This is a genomic window from Paenibacillus sp. J22R160 (assembly GCF_059692135.1).
Window position 1 is genome coordinate 56,475 of record NZ_JCAUAU010000005.1, and the last position, 25,802, is coordinate 82,276.

21 protein-coding genes are annotated in these 25,802 nt (G+C 44.0%); 3 read left to right on the forward strand and 18 right to left on the reverse strand.

Annotated elements, in window-relative coordinates; genetic code table 11:
- Position 1 precedes the first annotated feature (1 nt).
- Positions 2 to 1,378 (reverse strand): LLM class flavin-dependent oxidoreductase, encoded by a 1,377-nt coding sequence (locus AC58UW_RS14045; RefSeq protein ID WP_497421265.1) that lies wholly within the window; start codon positions 1,376 to 1,378, stop codon positions 2 to 4.
- Between the two features lie 257 nt (positions 1,379 to 1,635).
- Here AC58UW_RS14045 and bcbE point away from each other — a divergent pair, with 257 nt between their 5' ends.
- Entirely contained in the window at positions 1,636 to 2,841 is a 1,206-nt protein-coding gene (gene bcbE, locus AC58UW_RS14050) for a bacillibactin exporter BcbE (protein WP_497421266.1), read from the forward strand.
- 64 nt (positions 2,842 to 2,905) lie between these two features.
- Here the strand turns inward: bcbE and AC58UW_RS14055 are convergent, their stop codons facing one another.
- Positions 2,906 to 3,676, reverse strand: coding sequence for a DODA-type extradiol aromatic ring-opening family dioxygenase (locus AC58UW_RS14055; RefSeq protein ID WP_497421267.1), 771 nt, complete (start codon positions 3,674 to 3,676; stop codon positions 2,906 to 2,908).
- Positions 3,677 to 3,900: 224 nt separating this feature from the next.
- Here AC58UW_RS14055 and AC58UW_RS14060 point away from each other — a divergent pair, with 224 nt between their 5' ends.
- Positions 3,901 to 4,452: a helix-turn-helix domain-containing protein gene (locus AC58UW_RS14060; RefSeq protein ID WP_497421268.1), complete on the forward strand. Its 552-nt coding sequence runs from the start codon at positions 3,901 to 3,903 to the stop codon at positions 4,450 to 4,452.
- A 471-nt stretch (positions 4,453 to 4,923) separates the two neighbouring features.
- Here AC58UW_RS14060 and AC58UW_RS14065 read toward each other — a convergent pair whose 3' ends face one another.
- The 13 genes from AC58UW_RS14065 to AC58UW_RS14125 form a co-directional block, all read right to left on the reverse strand.
- A complete protein-coding gene (locus AC58UW_RS14065) occupies positions 4,924 to 5,832 on the reverse strand; it encodes an acetamidase/formamidase family protein (protein ID WP_497421269.1) in 909 nt (302 codons plus the stop codon).
- A gap of 146 nt (positions 5,833 to 5,978) precedes the next feature.
- On the reverse strand, positions 5,979 to 6,893 hold the full coding sequence (locus AC58UW_RS14070) for a Rossmann-fold NAD(P)-binding domain-containing protein (protein ID WP_497421270.1): 915 nt from the start codon (positions 6,891 to 6,893) through the stop codon (positions 5,979 to 5,981).
- A 399-nt stretch (positions 6,894 to 7,292) separates the two neighbouring features.
- Positions 7,293 to 14,375 (reverse strand): S-layer homology domain-containing protein, encoded by a 7,083-nt coding sequence (locus AC58UW_RS14075; protein ID WP_497421271.1) that lies wholly within the window; start codon positions 14,373 to 14,375, stop codon positions 7,293 to 7,295.
- Between the two features lie 87 nt (positions 14,376 to 14,462).
- A complete protein-coding gene (locus tag AC58UW_RS14080) occupies positions 14,463 to 15,512 on the reverse strand; it encodes a peptidylprolyl isomerase (protein ID WP_497421272.1) in 1,050 nt (349 codons plus the stop codon).
- Positions 15,513 to 15,799: 287 nt separating this feature from the next.
- Positions 15,800 to 16,030 (reverse strand): hypothetical protein, encoded by a 231-nt coding sequence (locus tag AC58UW_RS14085; protein ID WP_497421273.1) that lies wholly within the window; start codon positions 16,028 to 16,030, stop codon positions 15,800 to 15,802.
- 69 nt (positions 16,031 to 16,099) lie between these two features.
- Positions 16,100 to 16,816 carry a PIG-L family deacetylase gene (locus tag AC58UW_RS14090; protein WP_497421274.1) on the reverse strand — a complete coding sequence of 239 codons (717 nt, stop codon included), beginning with the start codon at positions 16,814 to 16,816 and terminating at the stop codon, positions 16,100 to 16,102.
- Positions 16,813 to 17,124, reverse strand: a complete 312-nt coding sequence (locus AC58UW_RS14095; RefSeq protein ID WP_497421275.1) for a DUF1806 family protein — start codon at positions 17,122 to 17,124, stop codon at positions 16,813 to 16,815. The genes AC58UW_RS14090 and AC58UW_RS14095 overlap by 4 nt, the downstream gene beginning before the upstream one ends.
- Positions 17,125 to 17,191: 67 nt before the next feature.
- Positions 17,192 to 18,007 (reverse strand): GNAT family N-acetyltransferase, encoded by an 816-nt coding sequence (locus AC58UW_RS14100; protein WP_497421276.1) that lies wholly within the window; start codon positions 18,005 to 18,007, stop codon positions 17,192 to 17,194.
- Positions 18,008 to 18,297: 290 nt separating this feature from the next.
- On the reverse strand, positions 18,298 to 19,539 hold the full coding sequence (locus tag AC58UW_RS14105) for a serine hydrolase domain-containing protein (protein ID WP_497421277.1): 1,242 nt from the start codon (positions 19,537 to 19,539) through the stop codon (positions 18,298 to 18,300).
- A gap of 13 nt (positions 19,540 to 19,552) precedes the next feature.
- Entirely contained in the window at positions 19,553 to 20,422 is an 870-nt protein-coding gene (locus tag AC58UW_RS14110) for a pentapeptide repeat-containing protein (RefSeq protein ID WP_497421278.1), read from the reverse strand.
- Positions 20,423 to 20,435: 13 nt separating this feature from the next.
- A complete protein-coding gene (locus AC58UW_RS14115; protein ID WP_497421279.1) occupies positions 20,436 to 20,765 on the reverse strand; it encodes a PadR family transcriptional regulator in 330 nt (109 codons plus the stop codon).
- Between the two features lie 159 nt (positions 20,766 to 20,924).
- Entirely contained in the window at positions 20,925 to 21,272 is a 348-nt protein-coding gene (locus AC58UW_RS14120) for a VOC family protein (RefSeq protein ID WP_497421280.1), read from the reverse strand.
- 293 nt (positions 21,273 to 21,565) lie between these two features.
- Positions 21,566 to 21,736 (reverse strand): hypothetical protein, encoded by a 171-nt coding sequence (locus tag AC58UW_RS14125; protein ID WP_497421281.1) that lies wholly within the window; start codon positions 21,734 to 21,736, stop codon positions 21,566 to 21,568.
- A gap of 127 nt (positions 21,737 to 21,863) precedes the next feature.
- Here AC58UW_RS14125 and AC58UW_RS14130 point away from each other — a divergent pair, with 127 nt between their 5' ends.
- Positions 21,864 to 23,684 (forward strand): PAS domain S-box protein, encoded by a 1,821-nt coding sequence (locus tag AC58UW_RS14130; protein ID WP_497421282.1) that lies wholly within the window; start codon positions 21,864 to 21,866, stop codon positions 23,682 to 23,684.
- Positions 23,685 to 23,731: 47 nt separating this feature from the next.
- Here AC58UW_RS14130 and AC58UW_RS14135 read toward each other — a convergent pair whose 3' ends face one another.
- From AC58UW_RS14135 to AC58UW_RS14145, 3 genes are all read right to left on the reverse strand, one after another.
- On the reverse strand, positions 23,732 to 24,205 hold the full coding sequence (locus AC58UW_RS14135) for a hypothetical protein (RefSeq protein ID WP_497421283.1): 474 nt from the start codon (positions 24,203 to 24,205) through the stop codon (positions 23,732 to 23,734).
- Positions 24,206 to 24,227: 22 nt separating this feature from the next.
- The gene (locus tag AC58UW_RS14140) at positions 24,228 to 25,067 is read right to left on the reverse strand and encodes a DUF3231 family protein (RefSeq protein WP_497421284.1); all 840 of its coding nucleotides are present in this window, start codon (positions 25,065 to 25,067) and stop codon (positions 24,228 to 24,230) included.
- 126 nt (positions 25,068 to 25,193) lie between these two features.
- Positions 25,194 to 25,757 (reverse strand): SF0329 family protein, encoded by a 564-nt coding sequence (locus tag AC58UW_RS14145; protein WP_497421285.1) that lies wholly within the window; start codon positions 25,755 to 25,757, stop codon positions 25,194 to 25,196.
- Between the last annotated feature and the right edge of the window lie 45 nt (positions 25,758 to 25,802).

The window sequence follows — 25,802 nt, forward strand, 5'->3', positions numbered from 1 at the left end:
TTTAGAATTCGGCTACAGCGCTGTACCCCTTCATTTCATTCGTCGAATGCGGAGCTTCGGCAAACTGACTGCCTGGATAGGGAAGCTCGTAGTGATCGCGAAGGGTCGTACCCGTGTACTCCGTTCGGAACAATCCTCGGCGCTGCAGCTCAGGAACAATCAGCTCAAGGAAGTCCTCTAGCCCTCCGGCCATCAGCTGCGGCATAATATTGAACCCGTCGGCGGCTCCGTTCTGGAACCAATGCTCCATCACATCGGCAATCTGCTGAGGCGTGCCTGTTATCGTCCGATGACCGCGTCCTCCGGCAAGACGCTTTAGCAGCTGACGCAGCGTCAGATTCTCTCGATGAGCCAGCTCGACGATCAAGTTCGTGCGACTTTGATGGCCTCTCACTTCTTGAACGGGCAGCTGCGGCATCGGGCCGTCCAGCGGATAACCGGTCAGATCAAAGCCGATTCGATTGGACAGCATTAACAAGCTGTGGGCCGGGTTGGACAGCTCGACGAGCTTCGCTTCCTTCTCTTTGGCTTCCTCCTCGGTGCGCCCGATAATCGGGCAAATTCCTGGCAGGATGACAATATGCTCCGGCAACCGGTTCAATTGAACCGCGCGCTGCTTCATATCTCTATAGAAGGACTCCGCTTCCTCAAAAGTTTGCTGAGCCGTAAAAATCGCTTCCGCGTACTCCGCAGCGAACTGCCTGCCATTCTGCGATGAGCCGGCCTGAACAAGAAGCGGCCGCCCCTGCGGTCCACGGGATATGTTGAGGGGCCCCTTCACGGAGAAGTGGTCCCCTTTATGATTAAGCTCGTGAACCTTGGAGCTATCCGCAAAAATGCCCGCTTCTTTGTCTCGGACAAGAGCATCGTCTTCCCAGCTATCCCATAGCTTCGTAGCTACGTCCAAAAACTCCCGCGCTCGCTCATAGCGTACAGCGTGTTCCGGGATTTGCTCATAATTAAAATTTTGCGCTTCCGCATCCGTTCCTGACGTAATGATGTTCCAGCCAGCGCGACCGCGGCTAAGATGGTCGAGAGAAGCAAACCGCCTGGCCAGATTGAATGGCTCGTTGAAGCTCGTGGACACAGTCGCGATCAGACCGATTCGCTTAGTGACCACAGCAAGTGCCGACAGGAGCGTCAGCGGTTCGTATCCGCCGATCGCTCCATACCTCGCCGCATTCGGACTGGTCGCTACCCGATCCGCAAAGAACAGCGAATCCAGCTTTGCGGCTTCTGCTTTTGCAGCCAAGCGCTGGTACAATGAGAAATCCAGCAGTTGATCTAGATTCGACTGCGGATGCCGCCATGCAGCCTCATGATGTCCCATCGGGGAAACGAACAAATTCAGATGCAGTTGACGTTGTTTTTTGCTCATACCGACACCACCTTGTTTGATGAATTAGAAAAGACTCCCGAAACAAGGACTGCCGCACGTGAAACGAGTGGGGTGACCTTATTGTAGGGAGCCTTTGGATGACCAATTGGCAAATAACGATTATTCTCATAATTTTACAACAGTTAATCCGATTATACAAGTGGGATAAATATGTTTTGATTTGGAAATATAAATAAGGGAATGATACGTTAGTCTCGTTCTAAGAACAATCAAAATCAGAAGGCTAGGTGTAATGAGTGGGAAATAAAAAGTGGGACCTTGTATCGATTGCCTCGATACCACTTATTATGACACTAGGAAATTCAATGCTAATTCCTGTATTGCCTGCTATCCGCAGCAAGTTAGGAATCACTTCTCTTCAGGCGAGCTTATTGATAACGATTTATTCGGCAGTAGCCATCCTACTAATCCCTGTGGCCGGTTATCTCTCTGATCGCTTTGGCAGGAAGAAAATTATTATCCCAAGCCTGATACTTAATGGTATTGGTGGTTTAATTTCTGGATTAGGCGCTTGGTGGATCGATAATCCTTACTTGGTTATCATGCTAGGCCGATTATTACAAGGCGTTGGGGCAGCAGGTGCATTTCCAATTGTTCTTCCTCTAGTCGGCGATATTTTCAAAAAAGAAAGTGATGTAAGCAGCAGCCTAGGAATCGTGGAGACCGCCAATACATTTGGCAAAGTTCTTAGTCCCATACTTGGAGCGGCTCTTGCCTTAATAATCTGGTTTGCTCCCTTTCTTGCCATTCCTGTTCTTTGTGTTATTTCCGCTATATTAGTTGCATTTCTGGTTAAATCACCTGATAAAAAGACGGAGAACAAGGTTACTTTTTCCCGCTTTCGAACAAATATTAAACAAATTTTTATTCATAACGGTAAATGGTTATCTGCCATTTTTGCTATTGGATGTATATGTATGCTTGCCATCTTCGGAACTTTGTTCTACTTGTCTGATACTCTTGAGGATGACTGCCATGTTAAAGGGATAATCAAAGGCTGTATATTAGCAATCCCCTCGGCTGCTTTGTGCATCGCCTCATTTATTACCGGCAGACGGATTGGTAAAAATAAAATGCTAATGAAATGGCTCACATTTGGAGGAATTGCGTTAGCTGCCGCTAGCTTCATAATAAGTGGTATGTTACATGCTATCACTTGGCTGATTGGTTTAATTAGTGTAGGAGGAATTGGAATCGGAGTAACGTTGCCATGTATGGATGCCATGATTACAGAAGGGATTAATAAGAGTGAGCGCGGAACCATTACTTCCATTTATAGTTCTATGAGATTTATTGGTGTGGCAATTGGTCCTCCGCTTGCTGCTGTCCTTGTGAAAATTTCTCCTCACTTTATGTTCTATACGATTTCTGGTGCCTGTGTACTGGCTGCTGTTCTGGCCTTATTTACGGTAAAACCCGACCCAAATGAATTCCCCGCTTAATTGAGAAAAGGCAACCGAATGATCTCGCCGGCTGCCTTCATGCTCTATGAATTGCATCAACAACTTAATTAAACTGCCAGCAGCTTAAGCTCAAATTGCCATATTGATAGCTGCGGTGAAGCAGCTTCGCATGACGATTGGAGTCACCTGCTCCCATCGCAAGAAGCAGCGGAATAAAGTGCTCACTTGTCGGCACGGCATCCTGGGCGAAAGGGGCCAGTTCGCCATATTGAAACAACGCCTCCGTGTCCCATGACTCGAGCTTGCTTTGGAGCCAGTTGTCGAACTGCTCTGCCCATTCATCAATCCCCGCCGACCGCCAATTCAATCTCCTTAGATTGTGGACGGTGCCGCCGCTTCCGACAATTAGAACATCTTGCTCCCTGAGCTCTGCCAATGCCTTGCCGATTTGGTACTGCTGTTCGTTAGGCAAATTCCGGTTCACGGATAGAGCGACAACCGGGATGTCCGCATCAGGATACAATAGCTTCAATACAGCCCAAGCCCCGTGATCGAGTCCTCGTTCCTCATTTTGAACACTCTGAATACCTTGCTGCTCAAACAGCTTTTGAATTTGCTCAGTTAGGGAGCGGTCGCTTTTGGCCGGATAGGTCATTTGGTAAAGTTCATCCTGAAACCCGCCAAAGTCGTAGATCGTTTCATACGTTTTAGCAGCACTTACGGTCTGAACCGTTTCCTCCCAATGTGCGGAAAAGAGTACAATCGCTCTTGGTTTAGGTGTGTGATCCTTAAAGTTCTTTAGCAGTTGTGTATATTCGTTATCCTCAAGCACGATTGACGGCGCGCCGTGCGCGAAAAAATAGGAAGGCATCATACCACTTCACGCTCCTTAGTTGTTATCAAATCAACGTCCGCATAGTAAAGATGACCGGGTATTTCTTGTTTGAGTCTATATTAGCCGGCAACTTTATATAAGCAATATTAAAATAATGTTTGTATAACTAATTTAATATAAGACGATCTAGCGTGTCAACTGAAACTTTGCTAATATGTAATTAAGTTTAGTATGACTAATATTTGATGCGAGGTGCAATCGGGATGGACATCGGCTCAACGATACGGGCAATTCGGAAGCGAAAGAATATCACTATTGCCCAAATTTGCGAAGAAACTGGGTTGTCTCAAGGCTTCATGAGTCAGCTTGAAACGAATAAAACTTCCCCCTCCATTTCTACGCTTGAACATATCGCACAGGTTTTAAAGGTACCTTTGGCTTATTTGCTCTTGAAGAAAGAGGAACGCATGACTATTGTCCGCAAGGACGAGCGAAGAATAACGACAAGCGGTTCTGACCATTTAAAGGTGGAGCATCTGAGCTCTACGAAGAATGTCAGAATGATGTTGGTTGAATTTCCTCCGGGAGCCTCAACGGGAGACTTGCCTCATGCTCACGAAGGCGAGGAGGTCCATGTCGTTATTAAAGGAAGCGTATACGCAGAGCAAGGAGAAGATAGGGCTGAATTCGGAGAGGGCGATTCGTTCAGTTGGAACGCCTGCACGCCCCATGTGGTGAGAAATATAGGGGATGACACGGCGATCGTGCTTATCTCTATTTATACAGAAACAGATGGCGGACGAGAGTTTATCTAAAAAAATACCCACAAGCCTAGCTTTGCGACTAGGTTTGTGGGCTTTCTTTTTAAAGTGGCTCAACTCACATTCATTAAAATCCGTCGAGCGAATGAGCTAGGGCTAGGGCCAAAACGATAGGGACCAGTATTGCAATAGTACTGATTGTAATTGCAATTATACTTATCTTTTTCTCAGTTTTCATGCGTGTAAGACTTAGTATCATACTAATAATTGCACAGATAATACCAAACAGTGTAGAAATGAAAATAACGCCAATTACTGCAACGACACTAAGAATAAGTGCTACATTTACATATCGTCTCAAAAACTATTATCCCCCATATCGTGCCCGACTGCTTCCTTAGCGAATCACACTACGGTCCAAAATGCTCCGTTGCTCCTGCGGATATAATAACAGTATCAATGCCGCTATTTGATATTTCTGTTGTTGTATTCTTAAAATTAAACATCATAACTCTCCCCAATTTATTACAATGACGATAAAACCGATTTCCGCAGCTTGCAGACCACGCTGTAGGCGGGATTGAACATATTAGCAATTTCATATTCAACGGCTTGCCCCATCAACAAGCTGGCTTCCGACGAGGTTAAGCCGCAATCTTCCTGCAGGAGCCGAAACATCTCGGTGGTTGCATGTTGAAGCGCTTGATCAAGCGGACGTGCATTGCCGATACAAAACCAATGTGTGTCGGTTTCGCCCCGCGGCCAGCTTATCGTTTTACCCTTTTGAACACTAACTGTGAACTGAACATCCATTGATATTTCGAGACCTGTACCCATGATTTCTCCATCGCCTTGCAAAGCATGCCCATCCCCCAAATAAAACAAGGCACCCTCGTCCGACACTGGAAAATAAACGGTAGTGCCTGCGACCAGGCCTTTATAGTCCATGTTACCGCCATATTCGCCGCTTGTGGCCGTTGAGATGAACTGCCCTTTGGAAGGCGCTGCACCAAAGCACCCTAGAAAAGGCCGCAAAGGCAACTTCAATTTAGCCAACCCCGGCGTCGGCTCCTTCAGATAAGCAACACCCTGTGCTACATCTACCGTCCAGTGTACGATTTCAGATGCCGGCAATGTAGAGGCAACAGATGGATCGATAACGGCTGGGGCAAGCATATTAGTTGTCCACGCCCAATCACGGTTCGGTGTTATTGACTCGAATCGAACGGCTAGCGTATCGCCGGGCATCGCCCCTTCTACATAGAAAGGTCCTGTCATCGGATTCCCTCGGGCAGCTGCGCTTTCACCTTTTTGATCCCAGCCTCTTGCATCAACTGTCGTTGTGATGACTGTATCCCCATCTTGAACCATCAAAACTGCTGGATGCTGGCCCATTGTATGATAATAATGCTGCGGGTTGAACGAATGAATCATGGCTACTCCTCCATCTCGATTGGATAGTCTATTGATTCGACAACTGTTATAAATTCCCTACTAATACCCGCCATTAGTCCAACAAAAAAAGCAGAAGTTGCTAGACATAGCAATCTGCTTCCCTATTCTTAACTAACAATCCTCGTTTAGTTCAACGTTTGAGCTTCAAATAAATGCCATAACAAGCTCTTTTGAACATGCATTCTATTCTCAGCCTGCTGATAAATAATAGCATGCTCCGATTCGATCAAATCCTCTTCGATTTCATATCCAGGATGAATAGGCATATCGTGCATGATGTAAGGAGAAGATCCATTTAGATTTTTCTTGTTAATTTGAAATGGCATCATCATTTGAATTCTTCGATTTTTCTCCTCCTGATACCGGATATCTTGAAAATGTTCCATATCCACCCAAGTGTCGGTATAAATAAAATCTGTTCTATGAATAGCATCAGACAAACGACTCAAGGTTTCAATATGTCCACTTTCATAAGCGGTGTACATGAGTTCTTCATCCCATGAAGCTTCATTAATTATTGGAGTTACTAACAACAGTTTAATCCCCAATGTCACACAACCTGCTATCAAGGAGTTTGCAACATTATTATGAATCCCTACGTAAGTTAAAGTCACACCTTCGAAGCTGCCTTTTACTTCGTATATCGTCATCAAATCAGCTAACGCTTGGCACGGGTGGTACTTATCACAGCATCCATTAATGACAGGGACATTCGAGTATTTAGCTAGCTCAAGCAAATCAGAATGCTTCTTTAACCTAGCCATAATAACATCACAGTTTCTAGAGGCATAGCGAACTTCATACTTAATTGGTGATAGGCTAAAATTACTCGAATCCCAATCCATGGTCACAGCGTAACCACCCATTTGGTTAATGCCGGACTGGAATGACAAATTGGTTCGGGTCGAAGATTTCTGAAAAAGCATGAGAAGACCTTTTTTATCACAAGATTGGTAAAAATCTGTTGGATTCCGTTTGATCTCAATCCCTTTTTGAATAATGGCTAACGTCGATTCCGCCGCTGTAACGATGTTACTCATTGCTAACGCATGCTGAACGTGCCAACTGCCCACCCCCGCATCGATTAGCGGGAAAAACTCCCGTTATTTCAAGCAGATCTCACCTAATAAATCCAAATAACTGGAAAAAATACCGTTAATTCACTCCAATATCCCATCTTCCTAGCTCAATCGTCCCGATTAACAGGAGAAACTCCGTTTATTCTTGCTGTAGCTTTGTTACTCATCTAAATTGCGGTAGTATTTCCCGTTAATCGATCTGTAATAAAACGAGTACCGCCGCCAAACTTTGTAGTGACGGGTCGTACTGTGACAGTAAGGGCCTAGGTTGACAATGCCCCCCCCTCACTATCCTGGGACAAAATAAAAATGTGCCCGGCTCAACTTACTCTGAGCCGGGCACATCATTGTTAAATAGCTTTAGTTAATCAGTTTCAAATACTGCAAGGCTTGTTTGATAGTTACCGCTGCCTCTGCGCGAGTAGCTACATCTTGCGGAGCGAAGGTTGTTTCTGTTTTCCCATGTACCAATCCTTTGTCAGCGGCTTCTGATACTGCCTTACGGGCATAGTCCGACATTTGGTCTTGATCTGCGAATTGTGCAGTAGCTATTACATCCGTTTTCACTGCTCCTTGAACGAGCCCAACAGCTTTCATCAAAATAACGACCATTTGCTCCCTCGTAATAAGTTGATCCGGGTTGAACATACCTTCGGCTGCACCCTGAACCAAACCAAATTTTGCGGCTGTACCTACTTCTGCGGCATACCACTGAGTAGCAGCAACATCTGTAAATACAGCTGGCAACGCTTCGGTCGATAATCCCAGTCCTCTTACGAGAAGTGCTACAAACTGAGCTCGAGTCACCTGCATCTCCGGCGTATATGTGTGATCCGTGGTGCCATTGATAATCATTTTAGAAGCTAACATTTCAACATCCTTCTGCGCCCAGTGCCCCACCATATCATCAAATGTTTTCTTGTTCTGAACGATGGCATAGATGCTGTTCGTATTACGGATAACGGTGGCTTCTGTCTTCCCATTTTTATCCATGAAGACGGCTGGTACAAATTGCATGTCCTTAGTCAGAGGATCGAATACAACTGCAGTAGCAGTCGAAGGGTCCTGGATGACACCATCTATTTGTATTACACGTTTCACAAAAGTATCTCCAAAATTATGAATCTCTTCTTCTTTGTCCTTAGATTTTAGAATAACTTTGTAATCGATTATATCGCTTACTCGCTTCATACTATTTTCTGAGACAGCTTGCTCAAATTGCTGTTCGTGCTGGCTTTTCGCTTTATCCATTCGGATGATGAGCATTGCTCCGGCATCCATACGATCCGCACCTGCAAGGTTTAGTATCGAAAGCGGGAAATCATAAGTACTTAATTCACTGTGAACTGTCACAACTGTTTCTTGATTTTCTTTAAGAACATTGCGCAAGATATTCAGTGGCAGCTCTACCACATTTGATGAGTGAGCACCTGGCATGTAAATATGGAGAACAGCGTGATTCGTATCAGTTTCTGTATGAAGATCTGCTAATTTCTTCGCCAGTCGCTCACGATCGATGATCGCAGTTACCTCATCCTGCACAGGATCAATTCGAATTTCCTTTTCATCAGGTACATAACGGCTTGAATCTTCTGTAAATGTAGGTGCTGTTGGGCCTCCGGTGTTTGATGTTGAAGTACCAGAGTAACCTGGACCAGAGTTGGAACCACCAGGCACGTCATTTTGTCCGGATAACGTAATCACTTTTTCCCCAAAAACGGCCGAACCATCCGTTGCGGTTGCAACTACTTTCACGGTCCCATTCTTCAAGCCTGTCAGCAAACCAGTCGAATCGATGTTCGCTTTATCCGTGACGGTAGTACCATCAGCTTCATAAACAGCCCACGTCACTGTCTTGTTCGTAGCATTGACGGGAAGCACCGTTGCACTTAATAAAAGGCTACCGCCTTTCACACTAATCGTGGCCGCTGCGCTTGTAATGCCGATTGAAGCAACACCTACGGATTCAGTGCCTGGATCAGGGTTCAGATTTTGCCCTGAAATTGTAATGGTTTTCTCCCCATTGATGTTTGAACCATCCGTTGCGGTTGCAACTACTTTCACGGTCCCGTCTTTCAAGCCTGTCAGCAAACCAGTCGAATGAATGAACGCTTTATCCGTGACGGTGCTACCATCGGTTTCATAAACAGCCCATGTCACTGTCTTGTTCGTAGCATTGACCGGAAGCACCATTGCACCCAATAAAAGGCTACCACCTTTCACACTAATCGTGTCCGCTGCGCTTGTAACATTGATTGAAGCAACACCTACGGATTCAGTGCCTGGATCAGGGTTCAGATTTTGCCCTGAAATTGTAAATATCTTCTCCCCGTTGACGTTCGAACCATCCGTTGCGGTTGCAACTACTTTCACGGTCCCATCCTTCAAACTTGTCAGCAAACCAGTCGGATCAATGAAAGCTTTATCCGTGGCGGTACTACCATCAGCTTCATAAACAACCCATGTCACTGTTTTGTTCGATGCATTTGCTGGAAGCACCATTGCACCTAATAATAGGCTCGCGCCTTTCGTGTTAATAGTATTCGATGGACTTGTGAGCGTGATCGCTTGAACCTTACTATCATTAATTTTGGAAACCTCAAATGCCTGCAACTCAGCATTCAAAGAAGCAATAGCCTGCTCTAATTGCAGCAGTGTAACTTCACCACTATTAGCTATTTGCTTTGCCGCATCGATGGCTGCTTGCAATGTTTGTTTCGAGCCCGTCGGGTATTGCCCAATGGCGTTGCCCTCAACCGCGCTATCATGCTTGTCCTGTGCATTCGCAATTAGCGCAACCAACTCTTGATATTGCAAATTATTGCCTGCGTCCACACTTTTAATATCTGCACGGTCTAGCGACAAGTAAGTATTGCTCGCGCTGGCATTTTTCTGTCCAGTCACACGGATTTTCAGCACATGGTCCTGATTCGCCAAATTGTCACTTTCAAAAAGCAATTGCTGATCCGATCTTGATGGGGCATACGTGTCGACCATCGTTTCTAGCCCACCATCAACGGAAATGGCCGCAATCCCTTGATTATTATTTTTAGCCCCATAAAGCTGAACTTTGGAGCCATTAAAACGCAAGAGCGCATAAGCGTCCGCCGTGTTCGAATAGTGGTTGTCGTTACTGTACGCACCAGACTCATAGGAGGTGTAGCCCCAGCCTGGACTGTAATCGAATTGGTCGGTTCCTGACCCCGTTTGATTATCATTCACTACCTTTTTAAACAAGAATTGAATATTATCGAACTGTGCATGATTCCATCCACTGCCTAAGCCCGCCATGCCACTTCCTCGTCTGCTATCAGAGACCGAAGCGACCATATTGTTATCAACGTACGCTTTTATACTGGTTCCCATAAAAGATAGCTTTAAATTGTGCCATGTATTCGCTGAAATGCCAGCAACTGTTCCTGTTGCAAGAACGATATCGTTGCCAGTCTCATAGGTATAAGGATCCCCATAGCTTAGATACCACTTTCCGTTACTATAAGTACTGAGCCTATAGCCTTTGTAGTCATTGACATTTCCACCGGTTAAAGCAGTACCCACCCTGCCGTAAATACTTACCGCACCAGAATTTTCTATGAGTGTATCTACACTGTAATCATAGTTCTGCCAATTTAAGTCTCCGAATTCAGTAAATGTACTTGGATTTGGATAATCCCCCCAGCTATTCCATAGAATTTGCGGTTTTAAAATGACCTGACGCAACGTCTTGCCGGTTCCGCCTCCATAGCTGTCGCTTACTTCGAATGCCCCTTCTATATCGTACATATACTTTGGTGTTTTACCTATAGCGTAGCTTTCAAAATTTTCACTATAATTGTCACCAAGCGGACTATTAGCAGGTATTGGATTTACAGCAACACCTTTCTGTTGGCCCGTCGTAGTTGTCAATGAATAGATGGAATTGGCCTCAAGATTAATAGAGTACGAACCACCGTTTACCTGAATATCGCTTTGCTGTACAAACTGAGCACTGCTGTTTGATTTCCATACATGGACCGCCTCAGTAGAAAGCCCTCCGGAGAGGTTAAAGGTCATTGACTCTGGTGAACTGCCTGTTACAAGTACAATACTATAGTCGTTGCTATTAGGTTTTTTGAATGTCACATAGGAGGTCCCTCCTGCTGCGACTCCGCTGCCGCTGTCCAGATATTGCCATCCAGGTTGTGCAAATTGTGTTGTATGAGCTGCTGCCCAAACAGCAGGCTGTACCATATAATAACCTGACCATGGCGTATTAGCCTCCATGATACCCGAATGTGCCCAACTTGTATTATTGTATTGCGAGCTAATCGCGTGCCATATATTCGTCTTCGTAAGTTTGGCGTTAATATAGTTGAGATTCAGTTCCTTTGCTAGATTTAATGAGCCATTCCAATCCCCGATTCCCGTCCAGCCTTCGCTTTCCCAAATCGGCAGCCCGCTATTCTGAGCATTATACGTGGAAGTACTATTAACATAGTGATATCCAATCGCTGCAACAGCACTTTTTAAAGCTGGATCATTTACAATTTGGTCGGCAAATGCCCAATTGTCGCTAAATATATCAGGTGCTACGATCTTGACGTGTGAAAGGCCATTACTATCTAATGTAGGCCTTAAAATATTTACAATGTAGTCTCTAGCCTGCTGTGATGTCCCATTAGGTTGTTCGTTTTGATTACCGGCAATATAATCCAAATCATAGCCCCAAACGCTTTTTAATCCCTTAATATAACTAACGAGATAATCCGCATTATCCTGCGACCATATATTACCATTGCCTATCCAGCCCGGCGCTCCCCACTGCAATCCGGAAAGCTTAATATTGGGGTTTCGCTTTTTTGCTTCGTTGATAAGCCAAGTTTCATATCCACGTGTCATATTCGGGTTGGCATTTTCTGCTCTAGTCCTTGCATGACTGGGCTCAGTTCCGCTCGTTGAGTTGATATCCCCACCGATTTCTACTTTGAGTTCTTGAAAGGAGGCTCCAAAATTAGGTTTGAACAGATAATCCAAAATATCACTACGATACGGCTCCGGATAGTCAATGAGCAGCTTGGTATTTCCTCCTCCTCCGCTGATCACTCCCTCTCCTTCAAAGACTCTTCCCGATCCGGTTCCGTCAATATTGACCAATGTACCGCTAACTCCAGCATCAGATTCCGTTACCGTAATGTCATCCGCATAGGCATTACCAGTACCTGATGGATGATAGAGGTAAATGGTCGCTTGGAAACTACCTAGACCCGTTGTAAAGGTTACATTACCATTTGTGTAATTTGCGCTTGAAATAGGTATAAATTTCTCTGTGCCACCATAGTTCTTGACACCAATGCGAACCTGTTGTCCAGATGGTGCCATCGCGTAACCACTTAACATATATGTCGTATTAGGTTTAACCGAAATGACTTGTTCGACTGAGGCCGGCCCATTCCCAATACGTACGGCAGATGTTCCAGTCCTTGCATTTGTCGATGAAATGGCTGCATCATTCCAAGTTGTCCATGGTGTTAAATCTTCGGATTCAAAACTTCCATTGCTGATGGTATCTGTTTTTTCGGCTACTGAAATGTCATCAGCGTAAGCAGCCCCTGAACCTGTTGGATGATAAAGATAAATAGTTGCCGTTGTACTCGTTGTTCCCGTTGTAAATGTTACTTCACCTTGCGTATAGGTCGTACTTGCAATTGGCGTAGAAACTTCGGTGCCTCCATAATTTTTGACACCTATGTTTAGTTGTTGACCCGTAGTAGCCATTCCATACGCACTCAGTATATAGGTGGTATTTGGCTTCACCGTGATGACTTGTTCAACTGATGCAGGTGCATCTCCTATCCGTATACTGTTATTTCCGTTTCTAACATTGGAACTGGAAATTCCAACATCACCCCAAGTAGTCCATGGATTTAGAGCCCCGGATTCAAAGCCAGCGTTACCTACAATCGGCATCTCGAACGCACCAATATCAGGCGCTTGATTATAGATGGGGTTACCGAAGAAATCTTGTGTGCCTGGAGCATTAATTACCATTCCAGCGTCAATAAGAGGAGAAGAAGGCTGAAGTTTAAATCCTTCCAATGAACTAAACCCATCACCTGGGTTCGGATCAACAAATTTCGGATCAGTATAAATGCCATTTGGTTCCGAAATAACCGTTGAATTGTAATAGGCATTGTAATCGTGGGTGGCCCAAAATCTATTGATATAACTCAAATCCGTGCAGTTAACGAAAGCATTGTTATACGCATACCTCGCTGTAATTACTCCCGTATCATTGTAAAACACATTGTTATAATACCAGAGATTAGTTCCAGAACCGTGGTGAGGCGCTTGCACCGGCTCGTTGGCAGAGATATTATACCTTGCAATATTCGTATTTTGTATACCATCCATTGTCAGCATAAAACCGCCTGCGTTTCCATGACTATAATTATACTGAAAGATCTGGTTTCCATTATAAAGGTCAAAATCCCAAGCCGATAAATCCCCTGCATTTGGTTTATATTGAATGTAAGCGACTTCATTTTTCTGATAAGTGATATCATTAGATGACCAAGACCAAATTCCAGCAACGGCAACATTGTCTGCCCTATCTGCGCCGTAAGTGCTGACGTTTCCTTCAGCCAATCCGTTGGAAACCTGGGCGAAAAAGGCTGTATCCCCTGCAACATGGTCAAAAACATTGCCTCTGATGATGACATTGGTAGAGTAGTATTCCGGTTTATTTTGTGCATACCAGCTCCAGGCTACTTCAATGCCGGTTTTCGACACATATTTGATCGTATTGTTCTGAATCAGGACATCATTAAAGTGGCCGAGATCAGATGTGCCCCAAGCTTCAACAACGTAACTGATTCCCCCCGTAGCCTTATCTAACGTATTATCGTGCAAGGCCGGATTACCATCAACGTCATGAATGTAACAATTCTGAACATAAAGATGATTAAAGGTATTGGCATTATGTTTGATCCGGAAATGAACACCCACATACGTGCCCGTATTATCCGAACCGTAAGTCCCAGTAAAGTTTGTAATTTCGAGATTGTTAACTTCCCAGTACTCCTGATTTTCAAAATAAACACCCGCAAAAGCCGTTTTATTTACATTGATGATCGGTTTATTCCCTGTCCCATACGTATCAATAACAATCGGATTTCCACTTGCACCGCTCCCCTTGGGACTGAGATTTTGGCTATTCCATATCGAGCCTGATTTCAGCAAAATCTTATCCCCTGGAGAAAAAGAGCTTACTGAATTAACTTTGGTTAAAGATTGCCACGCTGTTGCAGCGCTTGTGCCATTGTTACTGTCACTCCCGCCAATTGAATCTACATAATAAATTGTGCCTGCTCCTGATGCCGTTGCCGAATTTGGCGCTGCCAAAAGCAATGGACCGACTAACAAAAGTAATGCCAGTACCATACACCAAGTACTCTTTTTCACCATTAACTATTCCTCCATATTAATTGATTATATATGAAACGGCATTGACCGTTGGAAACATATATCTATAGAACTTCTAGCTGCTGATGTCTAAGGAAATATTCGATTGTATACGTTTGCATTTATTTGAACATTAGCTTCTCCTGCGAGCTTATCTATCAACGCATTATATTTCTGGTCTATATAGTCGGATCGCACTTTCGTTTTCACGGTATCAAAGCTGTGATAACGGTCTTGTTTTTTATCTATGCATTTGATGAGATTAAACTCGTTCCTAGCTTCTATAACATCACTTACCTGTGCGATTTCTAATTTTGGAGCCACCGCTTTTAGCTCTGTATACAGGATGACATCTCTTTTGGCCGTCGTCTCATCGAAAATCTGATCAATTATTTTACCGTTCTCATTGTATTGTTTGGCTACACTTTCGAAATCACTTCCGGAATCCAGCGTTGTTTTTGCTAGCCTGATTAACTGCTCAGCCTTCTCTTTTTCGCTCTCAGTGCTGCCAAAGGGTATTGTTATCTTTTGAACTTTGATATAATCTGGCAACTTATACTTCTCTTCCTTGTCTCTTTCATATAGTTTCCTTAAATCATCTTCCGAGATGCTTTCCGCATATAGCGCTTCTTTCAACTTAAATACGTTATTGCTAAATTGATAATCAAAAAATTCATTCTCACCATATTGTGTCGGACCATAAACAATCTGCCCCTTCTTCACTGCCTCTTGCCTTCTTTGATTTTCATCCGCCAAACTTTTGAGGAAACTTTCATAGCTCAAGTCAGAGATAACCCCATTCTGCTTCATTAACATTTGTTGAACTTTGATTCTGATTTCATCGTTTAAAGTCGCTTCCCTTGCATAATTTATTGGACTTACTCCGCCATACGTTGTTGTCCAAAAATTCTTACCAGGATCTGCCCCATATTTGTCTTTAAAATAACTGTAAGTTTTGGCAACGTGATTATAGGTAAGTCGCTCCCGAAATTCACCTGCGGCTATGGGCTCGTTGTTTACAGTCAAAGCAGGATCATACTCCGAGGCACTTTGACTTTTCATGAGTGCATACGTGGCAATAATTATTAATATACCAGAAAATGCTATTATTGAAATTAAATGTTTATTGATAGATTTCATACCGACACACACCTTTACACATTGTCTCTAATTCAAAAAAACTTGGGGCTGATTTGCATCAAATTCCCAAGGTGTGGAAGAGAAGATGTCAACACTTCTCAAAATACGTAAGATATTTGTACTTCCATCATACAAAATGCAAGAATACGCTTTCATTGATATATTTAGTGATTACTTTGATAAATTTTGTGGTCGTTCTTTGTCGGAATTTTAACCGCGACGACAGTCGCTAGTAAAAAAACCGGAACCCTCAGCTTCAGGGATTCCGGTCTTCTTAGTCTATCGCCTTAAATCAATCTCTTCATGCCCCGCAGCCACTCATAAAAGCCATCATCGAAAAAGAGGTCAGGGATGTACGTCTGAGTGTACTTGCAATTAGGGCAAAGAAGAACCAACCCTTGTTCAAGCACTTTAGGGTATAATTTCTCGTGATTACTGTTGTTTCCACAAGTAAGAGGATGCACTCCTTCTGCCTGCTGGTAATCCTTAATACGTTGCTTAACGTCTTCTTCGTTCATTTTTATCCCCTTTATTTGTTGAGCTCACAGCTTTATTTCAAGATATCCTAGTTTAATTTTAATTATAGTTTATTTCCATGAATTATCGATACTCAGATTTGCCGAAGACTCCCTATCCGCTTTCAAAAAGTATTCATAGGTACCGAATCTCGCTTTTGCCTCTTCGTCAGGCAGCCATACCCATTCGTCCATTTCGGTTTGGCACCGGTGGGCACGAAACGCAGCGAGCTTGGCATCCAGGTGAGCATGCACATCGATTTTGACAACATCCTTACGCGAATACCCATATCGTTCTGGACGCTCCATCGCATCACCAAACGTAATAAAATATAGATCCCCCCGCTTCCCTGTTCTTTGACAGGCTGCCGTCGTCGCCTTCCCAATTGCACAATGATCAGGGTGTCCACCCAGCTTTTCGTGAAACGTAAGCACGACATCGGGATTAACGTCTTCGATGAGAGCGGCAATGCGTGCTGTCAAGCTGTTCTCATCGACAAACTCAACCGTCTTGTCGCGGATATCCAAAAATAGGAGCTGCCGTATTCCCAAGCTAGCACAGGCATTCCGTAGTTCCATTTCTCGGGCAGCTGCCATCGATTCACGGTTGAGATAAGGCGGATTGCCCATGCGTCGCCCCATTTCTCCACGCGTTGCGCTCACTAGCGTTATATCGACCTCTTCACTAGCGTATTTGGCGAGGGTACCACCACAAATAAACGACTCATCGTCGGGATGGGCAAACACAGCGAGCAGCTTTTTCAATGGTGCATGATGAGTACTGTTCATTCAGGAAACGGCTCCTTTCCAACGTGCAGGGCAACATTCATCCGACCTCTGTCATCATAGCCAGCCAACAAAAGACGACCGTTCGCATCAATCTCATAATGCGTGAGCGCCTCCATTCGAAGCCAGCCATGCCCATCAAATCGTAGAGCGACACGAAATGGACCTTCCCCCGCTATAAAGGCATGGGTAACCTTGACCTTGAAATTGCGTACGAATACAAATGAAGTTGCTTCACTGTGAATATGAACCTCAGTCCCAATGAAGGCCTGAAGCTCGGCTTCTACTTTCGACCTGATTATTTTGATCATCGCTTAGATTCTCTTTTCTGAAAGGATTGTACATACATTGCTGGCAGCCGCTTTCATTAGCCAGTCGTCACACTCTTTTCTCTATCCATGTAGCCCTTGTGTAGCCTATCCTCATTCCTGCCCTTTCCATATTGTTCTGACTTGTTGAAGCATAAGCACATTGACCAACAACTAACTCACATTTTTCTAATGCCGCTTCGTATATACGCTTATGTAAAAATGCAGATTGCAAACCTTGCCTTCTAAACTCTGGAAGTGTGGCAGCAAAAGTACATGATGCAATACCATCATTGATATACATGACCGCAACACCAGCAGGAGTTTCATTAACGAATCCAATAAAAAAACGCCAGCCTGAACGTTTAAACAATATTTTATTATTTACAGCAACATACTTTGCTCCACTTTCCGCTAAGCCGCTTCCCAAACAATGTAACTTACCGTAAAGTTCAAATTCATTCTCTTCAATTTCACGAATGATTAGGTTAGATGGATAAGTAGGAGAAACATGATTCGGAAGACCGTACATGGATGTATGAAAAGCATTTTGATAAAAACCTTTACTAGCTAAAATCTGAAGTAATTCAGAGTTGGATTTAGAAGGGATGATTTCAAATTGACATTGCCTATCACGTTCGTGATAGTAGTCTATGATTTCGTCCACTCGATCCATATCATCAAGGTTTATTCCCTTCACGGTATTAAAAGTCCCCCAAGGCATCGTTTTAACGTAAAATGCGGTTGTATTACCAAATATCTTTATTTCCGCGCCCTCAGGGTTGCCTTCACGCTCGCGTATAGCTGTTACTCTTGAAACCATATAATTAATCTCTGAACGTTCAAGCCGTTCTGCTAAGTGTTTTGTTACGACTGGAAATTGCAACTAACGATTCACTCCTTTCCAAATAATCATAGAATACTTCCCAATACCTAGTATCTGAGCAACAAAGTTTAAATACTTCAATGAACAACAGCAGCCGAAGGTGTAACTAGCTGACGCCGTGTTTGATTGAACTCGTTCCGCGTAATGTTGTATCCATCAACTTAGTAATACTATCTCTAATTCAATTATCCTTCCCGTTAACTTTGCTATTTTGAGAACTGGGATAAAGCAAAAAAACCGATGAAATTCATCGGCCTTTTTATAATGAACAACGATCCGCAGGGCTAGGGTCAGTCTTCGATTGCCTGATAGACTGTGGTCCAGAAGTCGTGAATAACCCGCGCTGAATCCGGGGTTGTCATCCCAACCTGGGTAAGCAGCATTCCGGTAAGTTGGTTCTCCGGGTCGGCGTAAGTCGAGGTGCCGCTGCCACCGTCCCAGCCGAACTGGCCGATGGGTGCGTAGTCACCAAGGTAAGTGCGCACCGCCATCCCGAATCCCCAACCGCCGTGCTGGCCTTGGCCAAATGACAAATGGACGTTGTTGATGGCCATGGCGCTTCGGACGGCTTGTTGCTCAGGCGTGAGACGGTTGGTTGTCATCAGTTGGACAGCAGGCCGGGACAGGATCCGTTCGGTCCCGTGCATTCCGTGATTCAGCAACATCTGGAAGTAGGCGTGATAGTCGTCGACGGTGGATGTAAGTCCGCCGCCGCCGCCCTGGAACGCCGGATCCTTGCTGTAGCGGCCTCCTTCTGCCTCGTCCCACACGTTGAACTCTCCGTTCTGTGGATTGGGTGCGTAGAGGGGAGGCAGCCGGTCGATCTTATTGGCGGGCACGTGGAAACCCGTATCTTTCATACCTAGGGGTTCAAAGATGCGTTCGCGCAGGAATGTCTCGAACGATTGGCCCGTAACCCTAGCGACGAGTACGCCGAGTAGATCGTTGCTGATGTGGTACTGCCAGCGCTCACCGGGCTGGTACATCAGCGGAAGCGTGCCAAGGCGGCGCATCCACTCATCCGGCTCGGGCATCGGCGTAGGAAGATCGGGCGTGAGCCCCTGCTCGAAGATCGCACCCATGATCGGAGTGCCCAGCAACGTTATATCCATGCCGAGCCCGAACGTGGAGGTCAACACATCCCTTACGGTGATCGGCCGCCGCGCTGGCACGGTGTCGTCCAGCGGGCCGTCGACCCGTTTCAGCACCTGCCGGTTAGCGAGCTCGGGCAGCCATGGCTCTACCGAGTCATCCAGCCGCAGCCTGCACTCGTCGAGCAGGATCATCACCGGCGCGGCCGCAATCGGCTTGGAAGTGGACGCCATCCGGAAGATCGTGTCCCGGCACATCGGCGCACCACCGTCATGGCGCATCGTACCGATGGCTTCGACGTGCGTCTCACCGTGCCGGCTAACCAGGGCGACGAGCCCAGGAATCTTTCCGGAGTCAACATGCCGTGTCAGTACGTCGCGCATCCTGCTTAGTCCTGTTTTGGAGAAGCCTCTGTTTTGTCCCGTTATCATCTTTGTCATTAGGAATCCCTCCTTATCGAATCGTAACTTTGGACAAATCGGCTCCCATGCCTTTGAGCTGCGCATAGGTCAGTTTATCCATCGTTGCACCTTCAAAGCATATGGTTTTGATCATACGATAGTACTTATTAGTGAGAGAAAACCCAGGCTTGAAAGAAACATTATTAAAAGTAGCGCCTCTGAATGAGACTTCGGTTAAGGCCGCTTTGTCAAATTTAACGCCGATAAACGTCTGTCCGTCAAAACGCTGCCCAGTCAGATCGGTGTATTTGAAGTCAACCCCATCAAATAAACAACCTTCGAAAATCGTTTTTCTAAGATCGGTCATCGTTAACGTCACGTCGGTTAGTCTTACACCTGTGAATTTGACTCCGTCAAGCCCCGACGTGCTGAAATTGGTTCGTACTAGGATCGTCTTATTGAAGCTGGCATTTGACAGGTCAAGCGAGTATAGACTGCAATCCGTCAGATTCGCGCCGTCAAAATTGGCTTCCCGCACGTCACTGGCTTTAAATGAACTGCCGGTCAAATCTGCGCCTGAAAAGTCGGAACCTTGCAGCGTGCTGCCATTGAACTGTCCTTTATGGGCCGTAACGCCTGCAAAGTCGCTATCCGATAGGTTGCTTCCATTAAAGTTTGTCAGTACTTGCCGTTCCAGCGAGCGGGAGAGGTTGGCTACCTCCAGAATGGTTTGCTCGATGTCGCCGATACTCTCAATGGTCATCTTAAACGCTGTGTCATCATCCTTGCCCTCCGCTCTGAGTTCACGGTATCGTTCTTGCAAATCGCTTAGCAAATCGGCCTTTAATTCGGTGGCACTTCTCACCCCATCGTATGGTGTAAAAACGCTGTTCAGATAATCCGTCAATTTGGGATTCAACATATCAAATCTCTCCTTATACTAAGTTTTCTAACACACGTTTTGCATACTCCCAATTGCTTTTGTTGCGGTCGTAAGTGTTCTTGCCTTTATCGGTTATTCTAAAATATTTGCGCCGTCCGCCCTGTGATTCATCGCCCCAATACCACTCGATGTCACCGTCTGCTTCAAGTCGCCGGAAGCTGGAGTACATCGTGGCTTCCTTGAGTTCATACTCGCCGTCCGAACGCTCGGCAATCAGCTTAACAATCTCGTAACCATAACGATCAGCTTCAGACAAGAGCCGTAAAATCATCGTATCCGTATGTCCGCGAAGCAGGTCGGATGTGATCTTGTTCTCGCTCATACAATCACCTCCATGCATTCATAATAAGACATATTACTGTGTCTGTCAAGGTACTATTTTAATTATATTACACCATCTAAAACAAACCGTGCACGCCATAACAAAAAAACCGCGCAGAGCGCAGTTTCTTAGGAACGATAGATACCTTCAAAATCGTTATTATTTCTCCCAAAGCTCGATCAGTCGACCTTCAGGATCTTCAATCCAAACAAACTTTCCATAGTCACCGACTTCTTTATTCTTGGCAAGCGGTACACCAATTTGTTCAAGGTGCTGAATAGTCTCGTCAAGATTATGTACTTGGAAATTTATCATGACTTGTTGTTCTTTTGGAAAATAACTATCATCCTCGGTAAAGAAAGAAAAGATCGTCTCATTTCCTGATTCTTGTTTTATCATAGTCCCATTCCAATCTCCTATTTCAATCTTCAAGACGTCACTGTACCATTTTTTTGTAGCCTCAAGATTCTTAGTTCTCCAAAATATGCCCCCGAAACCTTTGATCATCGTATCTAACTCCTGTCTATTATCAAATTTTAGCTATGCGCTTACATGAGATATTCGAGATTTTCATTCAAGTTCCTTTTCAACTTATACTGCCCGTTCGTACTCTTGTGTCAATCTGACCCTCTCCTCTTCATGTATGCAGTGCCATACCTGAAGTTATTCGCGAAAAGATCAGGCTATCCTCCCGCTAACTTAGCGTTCTGAAAAACAAGCTGTTTCCTCCCCAGAAAGCCTCCGAAATAAGAAACCGGAACCCCCTCGGGGTCCCGGTCTTATCCCTCTATCTAACCCCACTAAACTTGATTTTTGGGGATACGATTTAGGCTTGGAACATAATCAGGAGCCTCGCTATTTGATAGCGTTACGGCTTCTTCGGTGAAATGATCATCATTTTGCTGATTATTTTTCTTATCTGCTTTGTTATCATCTCGGTCATATTTTGGATCAGCGTCGTTTTTGGGCATAACATTCACCTCCATTGCCTTCCGTTAGTATGGGGAGATCATTTGAAAATTATCACAATTTGGAGGAAAAACGCTGCTCTTTGTCCAATACTTTTAATATAAAACTTACGTGGATTAGGAGGATAATATGGCGAAGAATCTTGATTTTCCACAGCCCGAACTGTTCTCTCAAGTATTTGAACACTCTCCAATTGGCATGGCATTCCTATCAACTCAAGGAAAGTGGCTGCAAGTCAATTCCTCGTTATGCCAAATTACTGGTTATTCGGAATCAGACTTCCTTGGCATGACCATTCAAGACATCACACATACAGATGATTTAGAGGAAACCTTGCATGTAAGGAATCAATTTGTAGATGGTAAGATGGATAGTTTCCAAATGGAGAAACGGTTTATTCACAAAAGCGGTTTCACCCTATGGGTATTATTGGCTATCAGTTGCATGAGGGGCGAAAATAGAAAGCCCTTACTTTTTATTTGTCAAGTAAAGGATATTACCGAAAGAAAGCTTGCAGAAGAAGATCTTAAAGCGAAAACGGAGCAATTGGAATCATTTATTGAAAATAACGCGGATGCCATGTGGATGATCGATGCAGAGGATACCCTTTTAGAAGTGAACCCTGCCTTTGAAACGCTGTTTGGTTGGTCTGCTGAAGAGGTTAAAGGCAACAAGCTGCCTATCATTCCTGACTTTCTCAAGGATTCCATAGACAGAATTCACCAAGGGATTAAAGCGGGAGAAACGATTGTGGGTTTGGAGACCACTCGCCTGCGAAAAGATGGCATATTCATCCATGTCGAAGCAACATTATCCCCCCTTCGGGATCGCAGTGGAACGATCATAGGTATCACAGGTATTTGTCGTGACGTTACAGCTAAAAAGCTGGCGGAAGAGGAGCTTAAAGCGAAAACAGAGCAGTTGGAGTCGTTTATCGAAAATAACGCGGATTCCATTTTAATTTTTGATAACCAAGGTTTTGTTCAAAGGGTAAATGAAGCATTTGAACATATATTCGGGTGGTCTAAGGAAGAAGTCATTGGCGTTGAATTACATCTCCTTCCTTTCATTCCTGCTGAATGTTTAGAGGAGTTCAAGCATAGTCGTGAGCAAGTGCAAACTGGGCAGTCTGTCAATGGTGTCGAAACGAAGCGATTACATAAAAATGGGGATCTGTTGAACGTCGTATTAACCGCTTCACCTATTCTTAATGGTAAAGGGAATCAGATTGGTTGGTCAGTCATCTTCAGGGATATTACAAAGTGGAAAATTGCGCAAGAACACCTTCAAAATTCCGAGAAGTTATCTGTAGCTGGGCAATTAGCCGCTGGAATCGCTCATGAGATCAGGAATCCTATTACCTCCATCAAAGGATTCATTCAATTAATGAAATCAGGATTTGGAGAAAAGCCCATCTATTTCGATATCATGACCTCCGAAATCGAACGGATTGAATTAATTCTTAGCGAACTATTAATACTGGCGAAGCCGCAATCGATTAAATTTGAGAGAACAGATATACGAGTGCTATTAAGCCAAGTGATGACACTTTTAGATTCACAAGCGAATTTAAATAATGTTGAGTTTCTGGCAGAATTCAAGCCTGGAGTTACCCATCTTTACTGCGATGAGAATCAACTAAAGCAGGTTTTTATCAATTTCATCAAAAATTCCATTGAATCCATGCCAAATGGCGGTAAAATAACGATTGAAGTCCATAGTGATAACGATCAAGAGATGATGATTCGACTAGCTGACCAAGGCTGCGGAATTCCAGAAGAAGTTCTCTCCAAGTTAGGTCAACCTTTTTATACAACCAAAGAAAATGGAACCGGGCTAGGTTTTATGGTAAGCAAAAAAATTATTGAGAATCACTCCGGTAGAATCCATGTTGAAAGTGAAGTAAACAGAGGCACTATCATTGAATTAACACTGCCTTTTTCCGTTTAAGTGAAAAGACCGACTCACGTGAGCCGGTCTTTTCACTGTCATAGCACTTATTTCTGATCTTCTGATATGATAAATCGCTTCGTTGCCTTCATCAAAATTAGCCCAACCCATAAACCAATGGGTGCGCAAATCATAGGAAGCCATATCGGACCAAGCAGCACATTGTTTATACGAAACGTTGAGGAATACATCACGCCGACCGTAACCAAGTAAGCAGAGAAAGCGAATGGCATACACATTAATGGCCTTTTTTCACCTATTGCATCTCGATAAGCGTCCCACATAGCAAAAAAATAGAGACAAGGATAAAACATTAACCACTGATAATTGGTTAGTTGCGTTGCTTTCTCCGTATTCCCTTGAAAACTTAACATGATTGCTGTATTAAAATTGGATTGGACATTGATTAATATTTCTAATCCAATGAAAAGAACACCTTTTGCAAGCTTGCCATCCAAAAGTTGAGGGAATCCCGGCAGTGCGATGCTCCATAAAATTTTCTCAAGTTCATCTTTTGTCATAGGGTCTCTTCTTTATTTGATTTTACTGATTGATAAGTTGTTTGCGGTCCTCCATTTGCGGCGGCTCCTCCATCCAACCATGTTTAATCATCAGCTGAATTCCTTCGTGTGAATACACATAGATATCCTTGGCGATTAATCCTGCTTTCAAGCTCAAATCATTTCTTAATGTAAAAATTGTACCAAACCTGCTGCTTACCATACCGAATGTATTCAGAAGATGAATGCAAAACATCATGAGCTTCTCTGAAAAGAGGGCTATGGTAGACGTTGTTACTGTGCTCCCAGCAGTGGCCGAGAACTGAATATTGCTCTGAAGGAGGATTTCTTCAAAAGTTGTAATCTGCTTCTTGGCAAGTTCCATTCCTCTCACAAAATATTCCCTAACCTCAGTGGTATTCGCACATTGTGCAAAGCCTGAAATGAGCTGCAAGCCAACATTGTTTGTCTCGATCCCATGGTGAAGTATGCCTACTTCGATTGTATTTAAAGCTCTTTTATCACCAAATAGATGAAATCCGCTCAAATAGTCTTTACTCTCAATGAACTCATTAGCAATAGGCATCGTTACTTTGGGAGGCGTGGTGAGAATCCCTTTATTAAGCAGATACCCGGTTGATCTTTTATAGACATTTTGAGTAACAACGGTTAATCCCTCATAAATATCCATGACTTCGCCTTGGTAGGACATATTTAAGTTGAGCGTATACATGCCCATACTGATTTCTTTCAAAATCCGCAGGAACATGATGTCAAATCCATTGTCATACAGCTTCGGCGACTCTAAATTGACATCAGCTTTGGTAAAACCAACAGGTATAACGATGCCTTGATTTTCAAACAAATCAATAATTTTACTCACATAATGATCAAGATCTTGCGAACATAAATTCATGTTCCTTATTATTAAACAGGAAGACAAAAATATGTACCGTTGGGAAATATTATTTCCCCTTCAGCCCCGCGGGGTTGAACGTAATATTTATTTTCATAATGTACTGAGTCTTAGTTCAAAAAAATACTGTACAATTGGATGCTTTAATTTCATCTTCTCGGTCATGTTTAGAATTCGTTTTTTTCCAACTCGTCTGTCAACCAATGCTAGAATATTTAATAAGATGTCATTGCTCTCTATGCTTTCCTCTATAGAAATGGATAAAAACTTGTTAGCTATAACGATAAAATTTGATTTACTTAATGACGATTGTGCTGACAAAAGCTCCTTTGCATATTCCGATATTTTTCTACTTCTTGCTATTACTATTAAACGATCCTCCGGAACACTCCCTTTGGTCTCTTTTCTGACCGCTTCAATTTCATCAATGTTAATGGGAATCTGGATATCTGAATCATTCTTAATTTCCAACTCCGTCTGATACCATCTGATTAAGTTATCACTCATATTGAGTACGTTCTTTTTATCTACCGCAATATAACAAAGTCCTGCTTTATCTGGTAAATAGCGGTAGCTGCTTGAAAGGTATTCGACCCTTCCATATAGCGCAGGACTGAGAAAACTCTCCAGATGTTGTTTCAATTTGCTCCAGGCCATTTCATCCTCCTTTGTTTAATATGATCAAACACCCGTTGAGGCACT